This is a genomic window from Trinickia mobilis (assembly GCF_017315705.1).
GTDB classification, from domain to species: domain Bacteria; phylum Pseudomonadota; class Gammaproteobacteria; order Burkholderiales; family Burkholderiaceae; genus Trinickia_A; species Trinickia_A mobilis.
The window spans coordinates 92,317-111,777 of sequence record NZ_JAFLRF010000009.1 but is presented as its reverse complement, the minus strand read 5'-3'; the positions used below and the strand labels follow the sequence as shown (position 1 = coordinate 111,777).

General features: G+C 65.0%; 19 protein-coding genes. 10 read left to right on the top strand and 9 right to left on the bottom strand.

Translation table 11 applies throughout. From position 1 onward, the window contains the following. Window positions 1-6: 6 nt before the first annotated feature. A complete protein-coding gene (locus J3489_RS14750; protein ID WP_206999176.1) occupies window positions 7-651 on the bottom strand; it encodes a paraquat-inducible protein A in 645 nt (214 codons plus the stop codon). A gap of 317 nt (window positions 652-968) precedes the next feature. Here J3489_RS14750 and J3489_RS14745 point away from each other — a divergent pair, with 317 nt between their 5' ends. The 3 genes from J3489_RS14745 (at window position 969) to J3489_RS14735 (ending at window position 2,732) form a co-directional block, all read left to right on the top strand. Further along, window positions 969-1,526 carry a cytochrome b gene (locus J3489_RS14745; RefSeq protein ID WP_206999175.1) on the top strand — a complete coding sequence of 186 codons (558 nt, stop codon included), beginning with the start codon at window positions 969-971 and terminating at the stop codon, window positions 1,524-1,526. Between the two features lie 8 nt (window positions 1,527-1,534). Continuing rightward, window positions 1,535-2,098 (top strand): YceI family protein, encoded by a 564-nt coding sequence (locus tag J3489_RS14740; RefSeq protein WP_206999173.1) that lies wholly within the window; start codon window positions 1,535-1,537, stop codon window positions 2,096-2,098. A gap of 64 nt (window positions 2,099-2,162) precedes the next feature. Continuing rightward, complete coding sequence (locus J3489_RS14735; RefSeq protein ID WP_206999419.1) at window positions 2,163-2,732, top strand: YceI family protein; 570 nt, start codon at window positions 2,163-2,165, stop codon at window positions 2,730-2,732. Window positions 2,733-2,918: 186 nt separating this feature from the next. On the opposite strand, the gene secF is transcribed toward J3489_RS14735, so the two are convergent. The 5 genes from secF to queA all read right to left on the bottom strand — a co-directional run bounded on the left by secF (window position 2,919) and on the right by queA (window position 9,161). After that, on the bottom strand, window positions 2,919-3,869 hold the full coding sequence (gene secF, locus J3489_RS14730; RefSeq protein ID WP_206999171.1) for a protein translocase subunit SecF: 951 nt from the start codon (window positions 3,867-3,869) through the stop codon (window positions 2,919-2,921). A 15-nt stretch (window positions 3,870-3,884) separates the two neighbouring features. Next, entirely contained in the window at window positions 3,885-5,921 is a 2,037-nt protein-coding gene (secD, locus tag J3489_RS14725) for a protein translocase subunit SecD (RefSeq protein WP_206999170.1), read from the bottom strand. A 120-nt stretch (window positions 5,922-6,041) separates the two neighbouring features. Beyond that, entirely contained in the window at window positions 6,042-6,371 is a 330-nt protein-coding gene (gene yajC / locus J3489_RS14720) for a preprotein translocase subunit YajC (RefSeq protein ID WP_206999169.1), read from the bottom strand. A gap of 362 nt (window positions 6,372-6,733) precedes the next feature. After that, the gene (tgt, locus tag J3489_RS14715; RefSeq protein ID WP_206999168.1) at window positions 6,734-7,954 is read right to left on the bottom strand and encodes a tRNA guanosine(34) transglycosylase Tgt; all 1,221 of its coding nucleotides are present in this window, start codon (window positions 7,952-7,954) and stop codon (window positions 6,734-6,736) included. A gap of 154 nt (window positions 7,955-8,108) precedes the next feature. Next, on the bottom strand, window positions 8,109-9,161 hold the full coding sequence (queA, locus tag J3489_RS14710; RefSeq protein WP_206999167.1) for a tRNA preQ1(34) S-adenosylmethionine ribosyltransferase-isomerase QueA: 1,053 nt from the start codon (window positions 9,159-9,161) through the stop codon (window positions 8,109-8,111). A 163-nt stretch (window positions 9,162-9,324) separates the two neighbouring features. Between queA and recG the strand changes: the two genes are divergently transcribed. The 7 genes from recG to ubiA all read left to right on the top strand — a co-directional run bounded on the left by recG (window position 9,325) and on the right by ubiA (window position 16,477). Further along, a complete protein-coding gene (gene recG / locus J3489_RS14705; RefSeq protein WP_206999166.1) occupies window positions 9,325-11,616 on the top strand; it encodes an ATP-dependent DNA helicase RecG in 2,292 nt (763 codons plus the stop codon). A 151-nt stretch (window positions 11,617-11,767) separates the two neighbouring features. Further along, complete coding sequence (locus tag J3489_RS14700) at window positions 11,768-12,727, top strand: hydrogen peroxide-inducible genes activator (RefSeq protein WP_206999165.1); 960 nt, start codon at window positions 11,768-11,770, stop codon at window positions 12,725-12,727. Between the two features lie 145 nt (window positions 12,728-12,872). Continuing rightward, window positions 12,873-13,025 (top strand): hypothetical protein, encoded by a 153-nt coding sequence (locus tag J3489_RS14695; RefSeq protein WP_206999163.1) that lies wholly within the window; start codon window positions 12,873-12,875, stop codon window positions 13,023-13,025. Between the two features lie 59 nt (window positions 13,026-13,084). After that, complete coding sequence (locus J3489_RS14690; protein ID WP_206999160.1) at window positions 13,085-14,539, top strand: catalase; 1,455 nt, start codon at window positions 13,085-13,087, stop codon at window positions 14,537-14,539. An 83-nt stretch (window positions 14,540-14,622) separates the two neighbouring features. Further along, window positions 14,623-14,784 (top strand): hypothetical protein, encoded by a 162-nt coding sequence (locus J3489_RS14685; protein WP_206999158.1) that lies wholly within the window; start codon window positions 14,623-14,625, stop codon window positions 14,782-14,784. Between the two features lie 132 nt (window positions 14,785-14,916). Then, window positions 14,917-15,405: a Dps family protein gene (locus tag J3489_RS14680; protein WP_206999156.1), complete on the top strand. Its 489-nt coding sequence runs from the start codon at window positions 14,917-14,919 to the stop codon at window positions 15,403-15,405. Window positions 15,406-15,613: 208 nt separating this feature from the next. Further along, window positions 15,614-16,477, top strand: a complete 864-nt coding sequence (gene ubiA / locus J3489_RS14675) for a 4-hydroxybenzoate octaprenyltransferase (RefSeq protein ID WP_206999154.1) — start codon at window positions 15,614-15,616, stop codon at window positions 16,475-16,477. Between the two features lie 23 nt (window positions 16,478-16,500). Here ubiA and proC read toward each other — a convergent pair whose 3' ends face one another. From proC to glcF, 3 genes are all read right to left on the bottom strand, one after another. Then, a complete protein-coding gene (gene proC, locus J3489_RS14670; RefSeq protein ID WP_206999152.1) occupies window positions 16,501-17,313 on the bottom strand; it encodes a pyrroline-5-carboxylate reductase in 813 nt (270 codons plus the stop codon). A gap of 63 nt (window positions 17,314-17,376) precedes the next feature. Further along, window positions 17,377-18,075, bottom strand: a complete 699-nt coding sequence (locus tag J3489_RS14665) for a YggS family pyridoxal phosphate-dependent enzyme (RefSeq protein ID WP_206999150.1) — start codon at window positions 18,073-18,075, stop codon at window positions 17,377-17,379. A gap of 159 nt (window positions 18,076-18,234) precedes the next feature. Beyond that, window positions 18,235-19,461 (bottom strand): glycolate oxidase subunit GlcF, encoded by a 1,227-nt coding sequence (gene glcF / locus J3489_RS14660; protein WP_206999148.1) that lies wholly within the window; start codon window positions 19,459-19,461, stop codon window positions 18,235-18,237.

Below are 19,461 nucleotides of genomic sequence, written 5' to 3'. Positions count from 1 at the left end.
ACTGTTTCAGCTAGTGCGGCGCGCGACGTGTTCGCGCGCGCGGCGATAGGGCAGTGTGTCCGCGATGTCCCACAGTGTGCGCGGGTCGAACATCACGACGACGGCGAACATCAGCGTGAGCGCGCCGAACGCGAAGAGCGAGGCCTCGGGAATGACGCGCGCGAGGCTCAGCATTTTCACGACCGTAATCAGGATGCCGAGCATGAACACTTCGATCATCCCCCAGGGCCGCACGAATTGAATCGCCCGCAAGACCCGGTTGAAGCCGGGCGGCACGAAGCCCGCACGCACCGGAATCAGCACGTAGAGCAGGGCAAGCAGCTCGGTCAGCGGAAAGAGGATCGTCGAGCAGAACACGACGACCGCGACGATCTCCATGTTCTCGTTCCATAGCGCGACCAGTGCGCCGATCAGCGTGGTCTGCGACGTGATGCCGTTGACCTCGAGTTCGACGATGGGAAACGCCTGCGCGATCAGGAATGTGATCAGCGCGCCGAGCGTCACCGCGCAGATGCGCTCGAGGTGAATCGAGCTGCTGCGATAGAGCGTTGCCCCGCACCTTGGGCAGCGTGCGCTCGTCTTTTTGCTTAAACGCGGTTTGTGCAACAGTGCGTCGCATTCATGGCATGCAATCAGATCGGTTCGTTTCATAGGCGCAAATGTCCGCTTGTTGAGCCGCGCGACAGGCGACGCACATGCTATGTGGCTGGAATCCGCGCCAATGTTATCAAATGGTGCGATGCGGGAACGCTTGGGCGGGGTGGGGCAGACTGCGTTGGATAAAATTCTGAGGATCTCGTGCTCGGTTGCGAAGAGGCCGGCTGTCTGCCCGGTCGGAAAATTTTGCCGCCCGGATCTGTCGGTTTTGCTTGCTTGAGTTAGGATGGCGCCGGTAGAGCCTGTCATGCGCGTACGGAACATTTGCGCTGACCGATCCGTTTACCGCTTACGTACCCGCTGCACCTTCCATGACATATCCCATGTTTGCCGAGTCCGATTCCTACACGCGCACCGCCATTGCGCTGCACTGGCTGATCGCGCTCCTGATCGTCTGCGGCTTCGCGCTCGGCTGGGTGATGACCGACATCCCCGGCTTTACCCCCACCAAGCTCAAATACTTCTCGTGGCACAAGTGGATCGGCGTTACTGTGTTCGCGCTCGCCGTGCTGCGCATCCTCTGGCGCGCAACCCACGCCGCGCCGCCGATGCCGCGCCGCATGCCGCAGTGGCAGAAGGCCGCCGCGAACCTCGTCCATGTGCTGCTCTACGTGCTGATGATCGCGATTCCGGTGTCGGGGTATCTTTACAGCTCGGCGGCGAATATACCGGTCGTCTATCTCGGCATCGTGCCGCTGCCGCGGATCATCGCGCCGAATCCGGAGCTCAAGGTCATCCTCAAGGCCGTGCATGTCGCGCTCAACTACAGTCTGCTCGGGCTCGTCGCGCTGCACGTGGCCGGGGCCGCCAAGCATCAGTGGCTCGACCGCGACGGGCTGCTCACCCGCATGATCCCTTTCCTCAAATAAGGATAACCATGAAGGCCTCGTTTTCCCGCTACATGCTGGCCGCCTTCGCCGCGACCTCGCTCGCCGCGGCAAGCGCTGCGTTCGCTCAGGTCGACCTCGCCAAGAGCACGATCACTGCGACTTCCAAGCAGATGAACGTACCCGTCGAAGGCACGTTCAAGAAGTTCTCGGCGCAGGTGAGCTTCGATCCGGCCCAGCCGGCGGCGGGCAGCGCGCAGATTACCATCGACACCAGCAGCTACGATCTCGGCGACCCGGACTACAACAAGCAGGTGGCGGGCACGGACTGGTTCGACGCGAAGGCGTTTCCGACCGCCACGTTCGTCTCCAGCGCGATCGCGCCGGCGGGCGGCAACCAGTTCAAGGTGACGGGCAAGCTGACGATCAAGGGCAAGTCGCAGAGCGTCACCGTGCCGGTTACGGTGGCGCAGCAGGGCGCGACGCAGACCTTCGACGGCACCCTGCCGATCAAGCGCCTGCAGTTCGATATCGGCATGGGCGAGTGGAAAGATACGTCCACCGTTGCCGATGACGTATTGATCAAATTTCACCTCGTTACCGCCAAACGTTGATTTCGGCTTTGATACTGCCGCCCGTGCGGGCGGCCTGCTTTAGGAGACTGACTTGAAAAAGAACCTGTTGATCGCCGTTGGTGTGCTGGCTTCGTCGATGTCGTTCGGTGCGTTTGCCGCCGTCGACACTTACCAGCTCGACCCGAACCATACCTACCCGAGCTTCGAGGCCGACCACCTGGGCGGCGTTTCGATCTGGCGCGGCAAGTTCACGAAGTCGAGCGGCACCGTGACGCTCGATCGCGAAGCGAAGACGGGCACCGTTGACGTGACGGTCGATCCGGCGTCGATCTCGACCGGCGATGGCAAGCTCGACGAGCACCTGAGGACCGATGAGTTCTTCGACGTCGCGAAGTACCCGACCGCGACCTACAAGGGCACGTCGATCAAGTTCGACGGCGACAGGCCGTCCGAAGTGGTCGGCACGCTGACGATGCACGGCGTGACGAAGCCGCTGAACCTGAAGATCGAGTCGTTCAAGTGCATCATGCACCCGGTGTTCAAGCGCCAAGACTGCGGCGTCGAAGCGAGCGCGGAGTTCAATCGTGCCGACTGGGGCATGGATTTCGGCAGCAAGTATGGCTTCAGCATGGAGACCAAGCTGCACATTCAGGCTGAAGGCATCAAGCAGTAAGCCGGGCTGCGTCATTTTCGGCCTTCTCGCCGGGAATTCCCTGCAAAACCGCTTCAGTCGCTTCGTGACGAAGCGGTTTTTCATCATGCGGCCGCTCGGCGCCGTGGCCAAAGAAAAAGGCCGGTTCGTTCGAACCGGCCTTTTTGCTAGCGCATCGAGCGCGCGTTCAACGCAAGGGCTCAGGCATCAAACCTGGGCGCCCGCGTTGGGATCGTTCGGATCGTGCTGGGTCTTCTTTTCCTTGAGCAGATCCTCGCGCTTCACGCCGAGCCACATCGCCAGCGCTGCGGCCACGAACACCGACGAGTAGATGCCGAACAAGATGCCGATCGTCAGCGCCAGCGCGAAGTAATGCAGCGTCGGGCCGCCGAACAGGAACATCGACAGCACCATCATCTGCGTGCAGCCGTGCGTGATGATGGTCCGCGAGATCGTGCTCGTGATCGCGTGGTTGATGACTTCCATGACGGTCATCTTGCGTTCGCGGCGGAACGTCTCGCGGATCCGGTCGAAGATCACGACCGATTCGTTCACCGAGTAGCCGAGCACCGCAAGCACGGCCGCGAGCACCGACAGCGAGAACTCCCACTGGAAGAACGCGAAGAAACCGAGAATGATCACGACGTCGTGCAAGTTCGCGATGACGCCGGCGACCGCGTACTTCCATTCGAAGCGGAACGACAGATAGATGATGATGCCGACCACGACGGACGCGAGCGCCATCAGGCCATCGGTGGCGAGTTCCTTGCCGACCTGCGGACCGACGAATTCGACGCGCTGCAGTTGCACCTGCGCGTTCTGCGCCTTGAGCCCCGTCATCACCTGATCGCTTTGCTGCGCGGACGTAAGGCCGGCTTTCAGCGGCAGGCGGATCAGCACGTCGCGCGACGTGCCGAAATTCTGCACCAGCGCGTCCGGGTAGCCGAGCGTGCCGAGCGTCGAGCGTACCGGTTCGAGCTTCGCGGCCTCCGGATATTGCACCTCGATGACCGTGCCGCCCGTGAACTCCACCGAAAGGTGCAGCCCGCGATGCAGCAGGAAAAACACCGCGGCAATGAACGTCAGGAACGAGATCGCGTTGAAGATCAACGCGCGCTTCATGAACGGAATGTCTTTATGGATGCGGAAAAATTCCATGTTCTTCTCCGGAAATCAGCGGGACGAATCCGGCTTCTTGGGCGAAACGTTGGGTTGGCCCGGTTGCGAGCGGCGGCGCAACGCCGGCTTGCCGGCGCGCGCAGGTGCCCCCTTCGGCGAGCTGGCCGCCGCGATGGCGCGCCCGGTGTCGGTGGCCGAATCGCCTGCGCCCAGATAGGCGCCGCTTTCGACGGTGGCCGGTTTCCACACCTGGCCGATCGCGAGGGACTTGAGCTTCTTCTTGCCGCCGTACCAGAGGTTCACGAGACCCCGCGAGAAGAACACCGACGAGAACATCGACGTCAGAATGCCGATACAGTGCACGATCGCGAAGCCGCGCACCGGGCCGGAGCCGAACGCGAGCAGCGCGAGACCGGCGATCAGTGTCGTGACGTTCGAGTCGAGGATCGTCGCCCAGGCGTGCGCGTAGCCGTTCTGGATCGCCAGTTGCGGGGACGCGCCGTTGCGCAATTCTTCACGCACGCGCTCGTTGATCAGCACGTTCGCGTCGATTGCCATACCGAGCGCGAGCGCGATAGCGGCGATGCCCGGCAGCGTCAGCGTGGCCTGCATCAGCGACAGGACCGCGATGAGCAGCAGGAGGTTCACCGACAGCCCGATCATCGACACCAGGCCAAACAGCATGTAGTACGCGATCATGAAGACGGCGATCGCGGCAAAGCCGTAGACGACTGAATCGAAGCCCTTGTGGATGTTGTCGGCGCCGAGGCTCGGACCGATCGTGCGTTCCTCGATGATGTCCATCGGTGCGGCGAGCGAGCCGGCGCGCAGCAGGAGCGCGAGATCGGCGGCCGATTGCGGGGTCGGCTGGCCGGTGATCTGGAAGCGGTCGCCGAGCTCCGACTGGATCGTCGCGACCGTCAGCACTTGGCCCTTGCCCTTCTCGAACAGCACCATGGCCATCGGCTTGCCGATGTTGTCGCGCGACACCGAGCGCACCGCGCGTCCGCCCGCCGAATTGAGGCGGAGGTTGACCGACGGACGGTTGTGCTCGTCGAAGCCGGCCGAGGCGTCGATGATGCTGTCGCCGGTGAAGATCACCTGCTTGCGCAGCAGCACCGTCAGGCCGTTGGCATCCTTGAACGCTTCGTCTTCCGGCGGGACCGGATCGGTCGGGTTCGCGAGATAGGTGTTGACCGGGTCGGCGAGGCGCGATTCGAGCGTCGCCGTGCGGCCGATGATGTCCTTCGCCTTCGCGGTGTCTTGAACGCCCGGCAATTCGACGACGATGCGGTCGGCGCCTTGCTGCTGGATCACCGGCTCCGACACGCCAAGTTCGTTGACCCGGTTATGCAGCGTCGTGATGTTCTGCTTGACCGCCGCGTCCTGAACGGCCTTCTGCTCGGCCGGCGTGAACGTGCCGACGACCTGGAAGCCGCCGCCCGGAGCCGGCTGGGTTACCCACTGGAGTTCGGTGGTGTTCGTGGAAAGCTGTTGGCGGGCGGCGTCGGCGACGCTCTGGTCGGCAAAACTGACGACCACGGCCTGGCCGACGCGGTTCACGCCGCCGTCACGGATATTCTTGTCGCGCAGGAAGGTGCGCGCATCCGACGCATCGGAGTCGAGGCGCTTGTTCAGCGCGCCCGCCATGTCGACTTGCATCAGGAAGTGCACGCCGCCGCGCAAATCGAGGCCGAGGTACATCGGCAGCGCGTGGAGCGCGGTCAGCCAGTGCGGCGACGCGCTTTGCAAGTTCAGTGCGACGATGAACTGCGGATCGCTCGGATCGGGGTTCAGCGCCTTTTGCAGCAGGTCCTTCACGCGCAATTGCGTGTCGGTGTCCTTCATGCGCACGCGGATGTTCGCGTTGGTCTGCGAGTTGTCGAAGGTGATGTCGTCGGGCTTGATGTTGTCGGCGGTGAGCGCCGACTCGACTGCGGTGAGCGTCGACGAATCGAGGCGGACGGTCGCCTTGCCGCTCAGCACCTGCACCGCCGGCGCTTCGCCGTAGAAATTGGGCAATGTGTAGAGAAGGCCGATGGCGAGCGCCACGGCCATCACGACATATTTCCAGAAGGGGTATCGATTCATGGGATGGGCCGAACGGGAAAGTTGGCTTGGGAGCGTTGCGTCCGGCGTGGTGCGCGGGTCGATGGTTCAACGCGGGATTCTTCGACCCGGCAAGGCCGGGCCGGACGCAAGAGAGCGGCCTTACAGCGACTTGATCGTGCCTTTCGGGAGAATCGTCGTGACCGAAGCCTTCTGCACGGTGATTTCCGTGCCCTCGGCGATCTCGACGCCGACGTACGCTTCGCCGACCTTCGTCACCTTGCCGACAATGCCGCCGTTGGTCACGACTTCATCGCCCTTCGCCATCGCCGCGAGCATGTTGCGATGGTCCTTCTGACGCTTCATTTGCGGGCGGATCATGATGAAGTACAGCACCGCGAACATCAGAATCAGGGGCAAGAAGCTCATCAGGCTCGATTCGGCGCCGCCGCCGGTTAGGCCCTGCGAGAACGCACTGGAAATGAACGACACGTTGGTCTCTCCGTTATGACGATCAAAAAGTTAGCCGGATATTCTACCACCGCCGGTACCGGCCCCGGCTCGCGACGGTATGGCAAATCGGCTTTGGGATCAAGCTTTTATCGCATGATCCCGGCGGATTTCGAGCGATTTGCCAGCCGCGGAAAACCGTGGCGCAGGCCGATTGTAGGGTCGAAGCGGATGCGGGTTGTGGGACCCTTGGCTTCGTCCGCGCAATCGGGCGGCGAATTGAGATAGTGGAGATAGCGACCATAGCTCGCAAGGACTTAAAAATCGGCGCCGGCTCAACACCTCTGGTTACGCGGCACAGGGCGTTCTAGATGCGAGGTGAGTCCGTCCGATGCACCAGCCGTCTAGTCGATGCCTCGTGCCCGCTCATCCGCAAAGCGTTTCTTGAACGCGTCGAACGTATGGGTCTCGATCGCCGCGCGGATTTCGGCCATCAACTGCAAGTAATAGTGCAGATTGTGGATCGTGTTCAACTGCGCGCCGAGAATTTCCCCGACGCGGTGCAGGTGGTGCAGATAACCGCGCGTGAAGTTGCGGCACGTGTAGCAGCCGCAGGTCTCGTCGAGCGGACGCAGCGAGTTCTTGTGCGTCGCGTTGCGGATCTTGACGTCGCCGAAACGCGTGAAGAGCCAGCCGTTGCGCGCGTTGCGGGTCGGCATCACGCAGTCGAACATGTCGATGCCGGCGGCGACGCCCGCTACCAGGTCTTCCGGCGTGCCGACGCCCATCAGGTAGTGCGGCTTGTCGGCCGGGAGCTTCGGGCCGATGTGGTTCAGGACGCGCATCATGTCCTCCTTCGGCTCGCCGACCGAGAGCCCGCCCACCGCGAGGCCGTGGAAGCCGATATCGGAGAGCCCGGCGAGCGATTCGTCGCGCAGGTCCTCGAACATGCCGCCCTGGACGATCCCGAAAAGCCCGTTCGGATTGCCGAGGCGGTTGAATTCGTCGATCGAGCGCTTCGCCCAGCGCATCGACATGCGCATCGAGCCGGCGGCCTCGTCGCGCGTCGTCGGCACGCCGTTGACCGCGTACGGCGTGCATTCGTCGAACTGCATCACGATGTCCGAGTTCAGCACCTTCTGGATCTGCATCGACACTTCCGGTGACAGGAACAGCTTGTCGCCGTTGATCGGCGACGCGAACGTGACGCCGTCCTCGGTGATCTTGCGCAGGTCGCCGAGCGAAAAGACTTGGAAGCCGCCCGAATCGGTGAGGATCGGCCGCTTCCAGCCCATGAAGCCGTGCAGGCCGCCGTGCGCCGCAATCGCGTCGAGGCCGGGGCGCAGCCACAGGTGGAACGTGTTGCCGAGGATGATCTGCGCGCGGATTTCTTCGAGTTCGCGCGGCTGGATCGCCTTGACCGTGCCGTAGGTGCCGACCGGCATGAAGATCGGCGTTTCGACGACGCCGTGGTTCAGCGTGAGGCGGCCGCGGCGCGCTTGGCCGTCGGTCGTGAGAAGGTCGAATTCGAGGCCGTTTTCGGGGGCTTCGTGCGGGACGTGGGTGCCGGTGGGGGCGTGGGCGTGGCCGCACTCGTTGCTATCGTGGGTATGACCGTCGGTCATGCTTTGGCTCCTATGCCACCGGAATGCGTTGCATGGGATAGGAGTAAGCGCTGAAGCGCTAACTCCTATCGACACAGTCCGGCGCAAACAATAAATGCCGCCGGGCGTAGCCAGGCGGCGATCGAATCTGCGAAATAGTTGTTACGCGCGGATCTTACGCATCCTCGCGCCGCGTGAGCAGCATCGCGTCGCCATAGCTGAAAAAGCGATAGCGCTCCTCGATCGCGTGCCGATACGCGCTCTTGATCGTCTCGACACCCGCAAACGCCGACACCAGCATCAAGAGCGTCGACTTCGGCAAATGGAAATTCGTCACGAGCCGGTCGACCACACGGAAACGATAGCCGGGCGTGATGAAAATATCGGTCTCGGCGGACGTGGCGGCGAGAGGGCGGCCTCGCGCTTCGGCGTCGCGCGCTGCGGCCTCGAGCGCGCGCATCGACGTCGTGCCGACCGCGATCACGCGGCCGGCGCGCGCGCGCGTGGCGGCGATCTTGTCGACGAGCGTCTGCGGCAATTGGTACCACTCGCTGTGCATCTTGTGTTCGGCGATGTTCTCGACGCGCACCGGCTGGAACGTGCCCGCGCCGACGTGCAGCGTGAGCGTCGCGCGCTCGACGCCGCGCGCGTCGAGCCGGGCGAGCAGCGCGTCGTCGAAATGCAGGCCCGCAGTTGGCGCGGCCACCGCGCCCGGGTTCTGCGCGAAGACCGTCTGGTAGCGCGTTTCGTCGGTCGCGTCGGGGTCGTGCTCGATGTAGGGCGGCAGCGGCAGCCGGCCGTATTGCTCGATCAGCGTGAGGCAGTCGCCGGGAAAGTGCAGCGTATAGAACGGGTCGGCGCGCTCGCCCACCGTCACGTCGAACGCGTCGGCCAGACGCAGCGTCGTGCCGGCCGCCGGGCTCTTGCTCGCGCGGATTTGCGCGAGCGCGGTGCACTCGCCGGTCAGGCGCTCGATCAGCACCTCGATCCTGCCGCCGCTCGCCTTCTGGCCGAAGAAGCGGGCCTTCAGCACCTTGGTATCGTTGAAGACGAGCAAGTCGCCCGGCGCGACGCACTCGGGCAGGTCGGCAAACTGGCGGTCGAAAAGTCGCGCGGGCTCGGTCGTGTTGTCCACTTCGAGCAGGCGGCTCGCGCTGCGCTCCTTGAGCGCCGTCTGCGCGATCAGCTCGGGCGGCAGATTAAAATCAAAATCGGAAAGGGTGAACATGCTGCTGCGCTGGTTTGTTGCTGCGGGAGGCACCATCCGATGGTCAGGCTGCCGGAGCGGCCGCTATGATGGCGTGGCGCGTCAGGCGGTCTGGTGTCCGAACCGGCTTGCCCGTTGATCCGCCAACCCTGTTAAAGCCGCTATTGTACTTGCGAAGAGACTCATGCCCTTGCCCGACCGCCGATTGCCCGATGCCGACGACGATGCGCCTGTGAAGCCGAAGCGCCGCGCGGGTCGGGCCGGAGCGGCGGCCGGGCCCGAGGCGCCGCTCGCGCAAGCCGCTGCCGCGAAGCCGGCGCGGGCTGCCGCCAAGCGTGCGCCCGCCGGGCAGGCCAAGCAAGACAAAGACGAAGCCCCCGCGAAGCTCCCCAAAACCGCCGACAAACTCGCAAAACTCGGCCTGAAAAGCGACATCGACCTCGTGCTGCATCTGCCGATGCGTTACGAAGACGAGACGTCGCTCACGCCGATCGGCGAGTTGCTGCCCGGCGAGACCGCGCAGACGGAAGGCGTCGTGTTCGACAACGAGATTGCCTACCGGCCGCGCCGCCAGCTGCTGGTCAAGCTGCGCGACGACGCCGGCGAAGAACTCGTGCTGCGCTTCCTGAATTTCTACGGCTCGCAGGTGAAGCAGATGGCGGTGGGCACGCGTCTGCGCGTGCGCGGCGACGTGCGCGGCGGCTTCTTCGGCATCGAGATGGTGCATCCGGCGGTGCGTCCCGTCGACGAGGACACGCCGCTGCCGCAGGCGCTTACGCCCGTGTACCCGAGCACGGCCGGGGTCTCGCAGGCGTATCTGCGTAAGGCGATCGACAACGCGCTCGCGCGCACCACGCTGCCCGAGCTGATGCCGCCGCCGGTCGCCGACGCGTACTTCCGCCCGTTGAACCTGCCGCCGCTGCTGCAGGCGGTCCGCACGCTGCACCATCCGAGCGCCGGCGCGGATGAAACCGCGCTGATCGACGGCACGCATCCGGCGTGGTCGCGGATCAAGTTCGAAGAGCTGCTCGCGCAGCAGCTTTCGCTCAAGCGCGCGCACGAGGAGCGCCGCACGCGCTCGGCGCCCGTCATGCCGCAGCGCGCGGCGCACGATCCCGAATCGTTGGCGGCGCGCCTCACGCGCGCGCTGCCGTTTGCGTTGACGCGCGCGCAGCAGCGCGTCGGCGCCGAAATCGCCGCCGACCTGACCCAGCCGCACCCGATGCAGCGCCTTTTGCAAGGCGACGTCGGCAGCGGCAAGACGATCGTCGCCGCGCTCGCCGCCGCGCAAGCCATCGACGCGGGCTACCAGGCCGCCTTGATGGCGCCGACCGAAATCCTCGCCGAACAGCATGCACGGAAGCTGCGCGGCTGGCTCGAACCGCTCGGCGTGACGGTCGCGTGGCTCGCAGGCAGCTTGAAGGCGAAGGAAAAGCGCGCCGCGCTCGAAGCAGCGGCGTCCGGCGCGGCGCAGCTCGTGATCGGCACGCACGCGATCATCCAGGACGCCGTCGAGTTCGCGCGGCTCGGCTTCGTGATCGTCGACGAGCAGCACCGCTTCGGCGTTGCGCAGCGCCTCGCGTTGCGAGCGAAGGCCCATCCGCCAGGGGGACTTCCTTCGGGGCGCAACGCGGCTGACGGCGCGGCCGGCTTCCAGCCGCACCAACTGATGATGTCCGCGACCCCGATCCCGCGCACGCTCGCGATGACCTACTACGCGGACCTCGACGTATCCACGATCGACGAACTCCCGCCCGGGCGCACGCCGATCCTGACGAAGCTCGTTTCCGACGCGCGCCGCGACGAGGTGATCGGCCGCGTGCGCGAGGCGGCGCTGACGGGCCGGCAGGTCTATTGGGTCTGTCCGCTGATCGAGGAAAGCGAGACGCTGCAGCTTCAGACCGCGGTGGAAACGTTCGAGACATTGGCCGCTGCACTGCCGGAACTGCGCGTCGGCCTCGTGCACGGGCGGCTCGCGCCCGCCGAGAAGGCCGCCGTGATGGACGCGTTCTCGCGCAACGAAGTGCAGTTGCTCGTCGCGACGACGGTGATCGAAGTCGGCGTCGACGTGCCGAATGCGTCGCTGATGGTGATCGAGCACGCCGAGCGCTTCGGCTTGGCGCAGTTGCACCAGTTGCGCGGCCGGGTGGGGCGTGGGAGCGCGGCGTCGGCGTGCGTGCTGCTCTATAGCGGGCCGCTGTCGCTGACGGCGCGCGCGCGCCTGCAGACGATGCGCGAAACCACCGACGGCTTCGAAATCGCGCGCCGCGACCTCGACATTCGCGGCCCGGGTGAATTCCTCGGCGCGCGGCAATCGGGCGAGGCGATGCTGCGCTTCGCCGACCTGCAGCAGGACGGCTGGCTGATCGAGCCCGCGCGCGAGGCGGCCGCCCGGCTGCTCGCCGAATATCCCGAGGTCGTCACGCAGCATCTCGCGCGCTGGCTCGGCGCGCGCGAGCAGTACCTGAAGGCTTAGCGTCCGCCCGGGCCGCCCGGGCCGGTTTTTTGCCGGTCCGATGGCATAGGGCGCTGCAGGCAACGTGATGGGGACCTTTGAAGGTTGGCGAATCGGCCGCATCGGTGTATAACTTAAACCTATCGACTCCAACGCCTTGATTGGTCCCTCAATGACGCTCACAGAACTGAAATACATCGTCGCAGTGGCCCGGGAGCGCCACTTCGGCCGCGCGGCCGAGGCGTGCTTCGTCAGTCAGCCGACGCTTTCGGTCGCCATCAAGAAGCTCGAAGACGAGCTCAACGTGCAGATTTTCGAGCGCGGCACGAGCGAAGTCAGCGTGACGCCGATCGGCGAGCAGATCGTCACGCAGGCGCAGCGCGTGCTCGAGCAGACGCTCGCGATCAAGGAAATCGCCAAGCAGGGCAAGGACCCGCTCGTCGGCGCGCTGCGTCTCGGCGTGATCTACACGATCGGACCCTACCTGCTGCCGACGCTCGTCAAGCAGATGATCAGGAACGTCCCGCAGATGCCGCTGATGCTGCAAGAGAACTACACGCTCAAGTTGATCGAGCTGCTGAAGCAGGGCGAGATCGACGTCGCGATCATGGCGCTGCCGTTTCCCGAAACCGGGCTGATGGTGCGCCCGCTGTACGACGAGCCGTTCGTCGTCGCGCTGCCGTCGGGGCACGCCTGGGAGACGCGCAAGAAGATCGACGCCACCGACCTGAAGCAGGAAACGATGCTGCTGCTCGGCAGCGGGCATTGCTTCCGCGATCACGTGCTCGGCGTCTGCCCCGAGCTGATGCGCTTTTCGCAGAACGCGGACGGGATTCAGAAGACGTTCGAAGGGTCGTCGCTGGAGACGATCCGGCACATGGTGGCGAGCGGCGTCGGCATTACTGTGCTGCCGCGCATGTCGGTGCTCGAGGTGAAGCCGCATGCGCCGGGCGTGGACGCCGGCCTCTTGAGCTACGTGCCGTTCGAAGAGCCGGTACCGGACCGGCGCGTCGTGCTCGCGTGGCGCAAGAGCTTTACACGCATGCCCGCCATCGAGGCGATCAGCGAGGCGATCGCGTCGTGCGAGCTGCCGGGCGTCAGCAAGCTCGACATGCCGGTTGCGCTCAACTGACGCCGCCGCGCTCTCGAAAGCGCGGCATCGAGCCGTATTTAGGCGCCGCCTATCGCATAGATATAATTAATCAAATTTTAGAAGTCGATAGGTAAAAGTAGACTTTGCTCCATGGATCTCGAATCCGATACTCATGGAGGAAGTCATGAATCAGCCCTTTGTTCCGCTCTCGACGAACCCGGCCCAACCTGGCGTCGCGCCTCAACCCGCCAGCGCCGGCGCCCAGGCTGCCTCGATGTTTCGCGGAGCGCGCACCGTGGCATTCTCTCTTCTGGTCGATCGCGCGCTGTCGGCATAAGCCGCGCAACCGGCCCACTGCTGTCCAACTCTCCCAAGACCCCCCAATAGGAGCTTCGGATGTCCGACCGTACTCTCACCACTGCAGCAGGCGCGCCCGTCGCCGACAACCAGAACTCGATCACCGCCGGTCCGCGCGGCCCGATCGCTCTGCAAGACGTGTGGCTGCTCGAGAAGCTCGCGCATTTCGACCGTGAAGTGATCCCCGAGCGCCGCGTCCATGCAAAGGGCTCGGGCGCCTTCGGCACGCTCGAGGTCACGCACGACGTTTCACGCTACACGAAGGCGAAGCTGTTCTCGCAAGTCGGCAAGGAGACGCCGCTCTTCATCCGCTTCTCGACGGTCGCGGGCGAGCGCGGCGCCGCCGACGCCGAGCGCGACGTGCGCGGCTTCTCGATCAAGTTCTACACGGAGGAAGGCAACTGGGATGTGGTCGGCAACAACACGCCCGTGTTCTTCATCCGTGATCCGCTCAAGTTCCCGGACTTCATCCATTCGCAGAAACGCGACCCGTACACGAACCTGCGCAGCAACGTCGCCGCATGGGACTTCTGGTCGCGCCATCCCGAATCGCTGCACCAAGTCACGATCCTGATGAGCGACCGCGGGATTCCGAAGAATCATCGCCAACAGCACGGTTTCGGCTCGCACACGTTCTCGTTCATCAACGCGAACAACGAGCGCTTCTGGGTGAAGTTCCACTTCAAGTCGCTGAACGGCGTCGAGAACTACACCGACGCCGAAGCGGCGCAAGTGATCGCGGGCGACCGTGAAAGCGCGCAGCGCGATTTGATCGAGAACATCGACAACCGCAATTTCCCGAAGTGGGCGTTCCGCATCCAAGTGATGCCGGAAGCGGACGCGGCCAAGGTGCCGTACAACCCGTTCGATATCACGAAGATCTGGCCGCACAAGGATTACCCGCTGATCGACGTGGGCGTGATCGAGCTGAACCGCAATGCCGGGAACTACTTCGCGGACGTCGAGCAGTCGGCATTCACGCCGGCCAACGTCGTGCCGGGCATCAGCTTTTCGCCGGACCGCCTGCTGCAAGGGCGCCTGTTCTCGTACGGCGACGCGCATCGCTACCGCCTCGGCGTGAACCATCACCAGATTCCGGTGAACGCGCCGAAATGCCCGGTCCACCACTCGTTCCATCGCGACGGCGCGATGCGCACGGACGGCAATCTGGGCGGCACGGTGAACTACGAGCCGAACCGGTTCAGTGAATTCACGCAGGACCGCAACGCGGCTGAGCCGCCGCTCGCGGCGGGCGTGGTCGACCGCTACGACCATCGCGAGGACACCGACTACTACAGCCAGCCGGGCGCGCTTTTCCGCTTGTTCGACGCGGGCCAGCGCGAGCGTCTGTTCGCGAACATCGCGCGCCATATCGACGGCGTGCCGGAAGACATCGTCGCGCGTCAGATCGAGCATTTCCGCCAGGCCGATCCGGCCTACGCTGAAGGCGTGACCGCGGCGATCGCGAAGCAGAAGGCCGCAAAGGCGAAGTAAGCAAGCAGGGCGAAGCGGACAGGGCGCAGCTGGTGGGAAGCGACGAGCGCCCTGTCCGCAGCCAAACTCAAGGAGAAACGATCATGACCCAGGTGATGTTGAGTATCGGCGATGCGTTGTTCGCGCAACCCGCAACGCGCAGGAACGGCATCGCCTTCGCCCAGAAGGCGATCGGGCTCGCGATCGTCGGCAGCGGCTTTGCAGTGATCGTCGCGCACGGGCTGCAATTCGCGCTCGGCCGATGAGTTCGCACAACGTGCGGCCGGCACGCCGCGCGTCATCGTTCCACCCTAAACTGTCCGGCGCCTGAACGGACGCCGGCCGATGCTCGGCGGTCCGTTCCAGCAGGTTCGTTTCACACTTCTCACGGAGTCGTCATGGCGAAGAAAAATACCGCAACGCAAATCAACATCGGCATCAGCGACAAAGATCGCAAGAAAATCGCGGACGGCCTCTCGCGCCTGCTCGCAGACACCTACACGCTGTACCTGAAGACCCACAACTTCCACTGGAACGTCACGGGCCCGATGTTCAACACGCTGCATCTGATGTTCGAGACGCAGTACAACGAACTGGCGCTCGCCGTCGACGCGATCGCCGAGCGCATCCGCGCGCTGGGCGTGGCGGCACCGGGCAGCTATAAGGAATTCGCGAAGCTGTCGTCGATTCCCGAGGCGGACGGCGTGCCGGCTGCGGAAGAGATGATCCGCCAGCTGGTCGAAGGCCAGGAAGCGGTGGTGCGCACGGCCCGCGAGATCTTCCCGGCGACGGAAGCGGCCAACGACGAGCCGACCGCCGATCTGTTGACGCAACGCATGCAGACGCACGAAAAGACGGCGTGGATGCTGCGCGCGATGCTGGCTTAAGCGGCTGGGTTCGTCACTGGCAGCCCCCGGTGCGAAAAGGGCCTCCCCGATCCGGGAGACCCTTTTCGTGTCGACCCGAGTTAGCGCTTTAGCGGTTACTCGGGTCCCATGCAGAGCGGTCGACCCGAGTTAGCGCTTTAGCGGTTACTCGGGTCCCATGCAGAGCGGGAGGCTCTAAAATATCGGCATTGCTTTCACTCGCCCGCCCATGTTCGCCCGACTTCCTCTCTATCTGCGCCTTGTCCGCATGGACAAGCCGATCGGCAGCCTGCTTCTGCTCTGGCCCACGCTCAACGCGCTGTGGATTGCGTCGAACGGCCGTCCGTCGCTCCCGCTCTTGGTGATCTTCGCGCTCGGCACGCTGCTGATGCGCTCGGCGGGCTGCGCGATCAACGACTACGCCGACCGCGATTTCGACCGGCACGTGAAGCGCACCGAGAATCGTCCGCTCACGTCGGGCAAGATCCGGGCGTGGGAGGCGGTTGCCATCGCGGTGGGGCTGTCGATCGTCGCGTTCCTCTTGATACTTCCGCTCAACACGCTGACGAAGGAACTGTCGGTGGCGGCGCTGTTCGTCGCGGGCTCGTATCCGTTCACGAAGCGTTTCTTCGCGATTCCGCAAGCGTACCTCGGCATCGCGTTCGGTTTCGGCATTCCGATGGCGTTCGCCGCCGTGCAGGACCATGTGCCGATGCTTGCATGGGTGATGCTGCTCGCGAACGTATTCTGGTCGGTGGCGTATGACACCGAGTACGCGATGGTCGATCGCGACGACGACATCAAGATCGGCATCCGCACGTCGGCGCTCACGTTCGGCCGCTTCGACGTGCTCGCGATCATGATCTGCTATGCGGTGACGCTCGGCATCTACGTGTGGATCGGCATTGCGCTCGGCTTCGGTGCGCTGTATTGGCTGGGGTGGGCGGCGGCGGCCGGCTGCGCGGTCTATCACTACACCCTGATCCGCGGCCGCGAGCGGATGCCTTGCTTCGCGGCGTTCCGTCATAACAACTGGCTGGGCGGGGTGTTGTTCGTCGGGATTGCCGCGCACTACGCCGCGGCGGGGTTCTGACGCACAGGCCGGGCATCCTCGGCTTACTGCTTGCCCAACTCATCTCCCATTTCTTTCGCTCGCGCCTCGGCGGCCAGCACGCCGCGCACGATTGCATCCTTGACGCCTTGCGCGTCGAACGACGCCAGCGCGGCAGCCGTCGTGCCGCCCTTCGACGTGACGCGTTCGCGCAGCACGCTCGCGGGTTCGCCTGACTGCGCAGCCAATTGCGCCGCGCCGGTGAAGGTCGCGACGGCGAGCGCGCGGCCTTGGGCCTCGTCCATGCCGAGCTGCCGCGCCGCTTCCTGCAACGCTTCGATGAAATAGAACACGTAGGCCGGGCCGCTGCCGGAAATCGCGGTGACTGCGTCGATCTTCGATTCGTCGTCGAACCAGACGGTTTCGCCGGCCGCGCCGAGCACTTCTGAAGCGAGCGCACGGCCCGCCTCGTCGACCCCCGGCAATGCCGCGAGCCCCGTCACGCCCATGCCGACGAGCGCCGGCGTGTTCGGCATGGTCCGCACGACGCGCGCGTAGCCGCCCAGCCAGCGCGACAGGTCCGCACCGCGAATGCCGGCTGCGATGCTGATGACGAGCTGTTTCGACAGATGCGGCGCGAGCGCTTCGCTCACGCTTTTGAGCACTTGCGGCTTGACCGCCAGCACGATCGCGTCATAGCCGCTCAGCGCCGCGTCCGCAGCGGCGCCGGTCTCGACGCCGAACTGCTGGGCAGTCCGTGCGCGCGCTTCTTCGCTGACGTCGATCGCGTAAAGATCGAGCGGCGCAACGCCGCGCTTGATAAGACCGCCGATCAGGGCCGCGGCCATGTTGCCGCCGCCGATGAATGCAATTTTCATGATGTGCGAGGTGAGGGAGTCAATGGAAGAGCGCGAGCGATGCGCTTCGCGCCCAGGGCGTGCTTATTGCGCGTACTGACGCGCGCCGAAAATCGCCGTGCCGACGCGCACGATCGTCGCGCCTTCGAGCACCGCCGCTTCGAGGTCGCCCGACATGCCCATCGACAGCGTGTCGAGCTCGAGCCCCTCGGCGCGCAGGCGCTCGAACAATTCGCGCAGCGCGCGATGCGGCGCGCGCTGCGCTTCGACGTCGCCGGCCGGTTCGGGAATCGACATCAGGCCGCGCAGACGCAGCTTCGGCAGCGCCGCGATCTCGCGCGCGACGGAAGGCACGTCGGCGGGCGCGACGCCGCTCTTCGTGTCCTCGCCGCTGACGTTCACTTGCAGACACACGTTGAGCGGCGGCAGGCCGTCGGGGCGCTGCTCGGCGAGCCGCTGCGCGATCTTCAGGCGGTCCACCGAATGCACCCAGTCGAAATGCTGCGCGACGGGCTTGGTCTTGTTCGATTGCAGCGGGCCGATGAAATGCCATTCGAGATCGGCGCGCAAATCGGCGAGCGCTTCGATCTTCGCGATCGCCTCTTGCACGTAGTTTTCGCCGAACGCACGCTGGCCTGCGGCATGCGCTTGGCGGACATCGTCGGCGGGAAACGTCTTCGAGACCGCAAGCAGTGCGATCGAGGCGGCGTTGCGCCCCGCGGACTGCGCGGCGCGCTCGATGCGTCGATGCACCGAGGCGAGATTGTGAGCGAGATCGGACATGGGAAGCGAGTCGAAAAGCGGCGGCTGAGGCGATGCCTCGAATTATACGGACGCGGCCTGAATTCGCCGGTCCAGCCGTCGCCCGGCGGCGCGAGCCCTGCGCCGGGGCGGCGGCGCCCCGGCCGTGCCGGCGGCACGCGTGCGCAGGCGAGCGCGGTTTCAGCCGAACAGCAAATGCTCGACGAGCTGAATCCAGTGTGCGACGGGCACCGACGTGCCGCTTTGCAGATGCGCGATGCAGCCGACGTTCGCCGACACGATCATCTGCGGTTCGAGCGCGTACAGGCTGTCGAGCTTTTGATCGCGCAGCTTGTAGGACAGCGTCGGCTGCGTCAGCGAATAGGTGCCCGCCGAGCCGCAGCAGAGGTGGCTGTCGGCCGGCAGCCGCACTTCGATGCCGAGCGAATTCAGCAGGTGCTCGACCTTGCCGCGAATCTGCTGTCCGTGCTGCAGCGTGCACGGCGGATGAAACGCGACCGTATGCACGCCGCGGCGGCGTGTGAGCGCGGCGAGTTCGGTTTCGAAGCCGGGGAGAATCTCGGCGACGTCGAGCGTCAGCTCGGAGATACGCCGCGCCTTCTCCGCATACTGCGGATCGTGCCGCAGCAGATGCCCATATTCCTTCACCGTCGCCCCACAGCCCGAGGCGTTCATCACGATCGCCTCGACGCCGCCTTCGACATGCGGCCACCACGCGTCGATATTGCGGCGGATGTCGTCGAGCGCTTCGTCGTTGTAGCCGAGATGCAGGCGGATCGCGCCGCAACAGCCCGCGTCGGGCGCGATGACCAGCTCGACGCCGAGCGCGTCGAACACGCGGGCCGTCGCGATGTTGATGTTGGGCAGCATTGACGGCTGCACGCAGCCGGCCAAGAGCAGCATCTTGCGGTCGTGCGCGGTGCCCGGCCATTCGAGCTGGCGCTGGCGGGCCGGCACCTTGTCGCGCAGCTTGCGCGGCAGGAGCGGCCGCAGGTGCTGGCCGAGCCGCATCGCGGGCGAAAAGAGCGCGCTGTTCGGCACGAAGCTCGCGAGCAGCCGTCGCAGTATCCGCTGACCGGCGGGGCGCCGCACTTGCTCTTCGACGTGCTTGCGGCCGATCTCGACGAGCCGCCCATATTGCACGCCCGACGGGCACGTCGTCTCGCAGCTCCGGCACGTGAGGCAGCGGTCCAGGTGCAATTGCGTGCTGCGCGTGACGGGCGCGCCCTCGACCATCTGCTTGATCAGATAGATGCGTCCGCGCGGGCCGTCGAGCTCGTCGCCAAGCAGCTGGTAGGTGGGGCAGGTTGCCGTGCAGAAGCCGCAATGCACGCACTTGCGCAGGATGGCGTCGGCCTCTTCGCCGTCCGGCGTGTTACGGAGAAAGTCCGCGAGATTGGTCTGCAT